The sequence below is a fragment of the Allobosea sp. 05T422_2 genome (assembly GCF_056396265.1).
This window is the reverse complement of sequence record NZ_JBFTLD010000452.1, coordinates 1-2609: the sequence shown is the minus strand read 5'-3', so window position 1 is coordinate 2609 and position 2609 is coordinate 1. Positions and strand designations below refer to the sequence as shown.

The 2609-nt window shown below is 63.7% G+C and carries 3 protein-coding genes; all 3 read right to left on the bottom strand.

Translation table 11 applies throughout. The annotated features are described in order from the left end of the window. The coding region (locus tag AC1DJT_RS35950; protein WP_476835980.1) for a VOC family protein at nt 1–613 on the bottom strand (613 nt) is incomplete at its 3' end. Nucleotides 614–737: 124 nt separating this feature from the next. After that, on the bottom strand, nt 738–2288 hold the full coding sequence (gene hpaE / locus AC1DJT_RS35945; RefSeq protein ID WP_441490883.1) for a 5-carboxymethyl-2-hydroxymuconate semialdehyde dehydrogenase: 1551 nt from the start codon (nt 2286–2288) through the stop codon (nt 738–740). Then, the coding region (locus AC1DJT_RS35940; protein WP_476835979.1) for a 5-carboxymethyl-2-hydroxymuconate isomerase at nt 2285–2609 on the bottom strand (325 nt) is incomplete at its 5' end. The genes hpaE and AC1DJT_RS35940, both read right to left, overlap by 4 nt.

The following is a 2609-nucleotide window of genomic DNA, read 5'->3' as shown; positions in this document are numbered from 1 at the left end:
CCCCATGGGTGAAGGCCATGTCGTGAACGCCACCCTTGCGGTGCATCCAGGCCGCCCAGAGCCGGCTGCCATCCTCGTTCACCGTGTATTCGGTCGTTCGGAATCCGATCGCGTTATAGAACGCGACGGACGCGTCGACATTGTCGGAGAAGCAGTTGAAATGGTCGATCCGGAGCGGCTTCACGCCCTTGTAKAGCGCGTATTTCTGGTGAACCGACGGAAGCTTGTCCATGCTGAAATAGAACTCCAGCGGGACGCCGAGCGGGTCGACAGTCCTGAGCGTGCGGCCCTGGAACGGCGCCTCGACAAACCGGGCCGGCAGGCCGTTCGCCCGAAAGAAATGATGTGCCTTGTCCAGATCCTCTTCCGAGAAAACCTTGAAACCGAGTACCTTTGCGACCGGGCTTTCACCCTTCTCCAAGACGATGCAATGGTGTCCACGTTCTTCCATCGCACGCATGTAGACTCGGCTCTCGCTCTCGTCCGTCACTAGCAGCCCAAGCGTATCGGACCAGAAGGCTCGCGAAGCCGCCAGATCGCACACGGACAGGACGACGTGATTGAGCCGCACCACCTGAAAGGGCGGATTCAATACCGGCTGCGGGACAGGCATAGAGCTTCCTCCTTGGTATCTTATTCCTGCTGCCGGCCTGCTTTTCGAGGGCTTGATGCTGTGAAGCCGGTGGCACGGCTGCGACCACGGCCGCCGTTCCCGCTTCGATCCTTCCCGTTACCGGTCAGCCTCCGAGCCCGAGCTTTGGGACCTTGTGGCTGTCATAGGCGACCGCGATGTTCTTCGTCTCCATGTAGAAATCGAAGGAATAGTCGCCGCCGTCACGGCCGATGCCGGAACTCTTGATGCCTCCGAACGGGGTCGGCAAATGCCGCACATTCTCGGAGTTCACCCAGATCATGCCGGCTTCGAGATCGCGAGCGACACGGTGCGCGCGGCCGATATCACGGGTCCAGAGATAGCCGGCGAGCCCGTAGCGGACATCGTTGGCGACCCGAACCGCATCGGCCTCATCCTCGAAGGGAATCATGGTCAGGACAGGACCAAAGATCTCCTCCTGGGCGATCCGCATTCCAGCTGCAGCGTCGACATAGAGCGTCGGCTCGACATAATTGCCGGCCCCCTCCATCGCCCGCCCGCCGCCGCAGGCGACGCGTGCCCCGCCCTCTCGCGCGAGCGCAGGGTAGGACAGGACCTTTTCGGCATGACGCGGGTGGATCAACGGCCCGATCTCCGTTGCCGGATCGAGCGGGTGGCCGACTTTGATACGCCGGACACGCTCGACGACTCTTTCGCTGAAGCTGTCATAGATCGAGCGCTGGACCAGCGCGCGCGAGGACGACGTGCAGCGTTCGCCATTCAGCGAGTAGATCATGAACAGCACGGCATCGAGGGCGCGGTCCAGGTCGGCATCGTCGAAAACGATCACCGGGTTCTTGCCGCCGAGTTCGAAATGCACGCGTTTCAGCGTCTTTGCGCCTTGCGCCATGATGTGCGAGCCGGTCGTGGTCTCGCCGACGAAGGCGATTGCCCGGATCGCGGGATGCTCGGTCAGGGCCTTGCCAGCCTCTTCGCCGAGCCCGTGCACCAGATTGACGACGCCCGCGGGCAATCCGTGGGCGCGGATCACCTCATCCATGATCTCGGTCAGGATGACCGCGGAGAGCGGTGACCACTCGGCCGGCTTATGGACGACGGTGCAGCCGGCGGCGAGTGCCGGCGCGATCTTCCAGGTCGACAGCATGAAAGGCGTGTTCCACGGCGTGATCACGCCGACGGGGCCGATCGGTTGGCGGATGGTGTAGTTGATATGGTCGGTATCGGGCAGCGAAAGCCCGTTGCCCGCCTCGGTGGCACGATCGGCGTAGAAGCGAAAATTCTCGGCGCCGCGCAGCGCAGCCTTGGCCATATAGCGGATCGGTTGGCCAGTATCGCAACTCTCGACGAAGGCGATCTCCTCGGCTCGCGCCTCGATCGCATCCGCTATCGCATGCAGGATCTTGCGACGCGTCGCGCCTGGAACATCGCGCCAGACCTTGAAGGCCGCCTCGGCGGCGCGGGCCGCACGGTCGATCTCCGCTGCACCACCGGAGGCGATGGTGCATTGATGCTCATTGGTGGCCGGATCGAGCGTTTCGAAGGTGGCGCTCGTGGCGGAGAGCACGCGCTCTCCGGCAATGACATGCGGAACGACCCCGCCGGTGAGGAAGCGCGCCATGGCGCGCTCGGCCCCGATCAGATTGCTGGCGAACTTCGGATCGATGGCCCGGTTCATGCGAGGCCTCCCTTGCGTGCGAGGCGTTCATGCAGATTGTTGGTCTTGAGCGAGGCCGTCCCGTCGATCTCTTGGACCTCGACTGTGAGACCGAGCCCGATCTTGCTGAACAGGTCGGCGGTTTGCGCTTCGAGCGTCGCCATCAGCGCTTCGGCGACCCGCCGGCGCGTCGCGGCATCCCGACCCTCCCCGATCCGAGCCAGAACGGCAACAAAACCGTGGGTCGGATCGCCATCGGCGATCGCGAAGATATCGCGGCGTTCGGCCCGCGTCCGCAGGCCGCCAATGGGGAAAACCCCGGTTGCGAGCGCTGTATGGTGC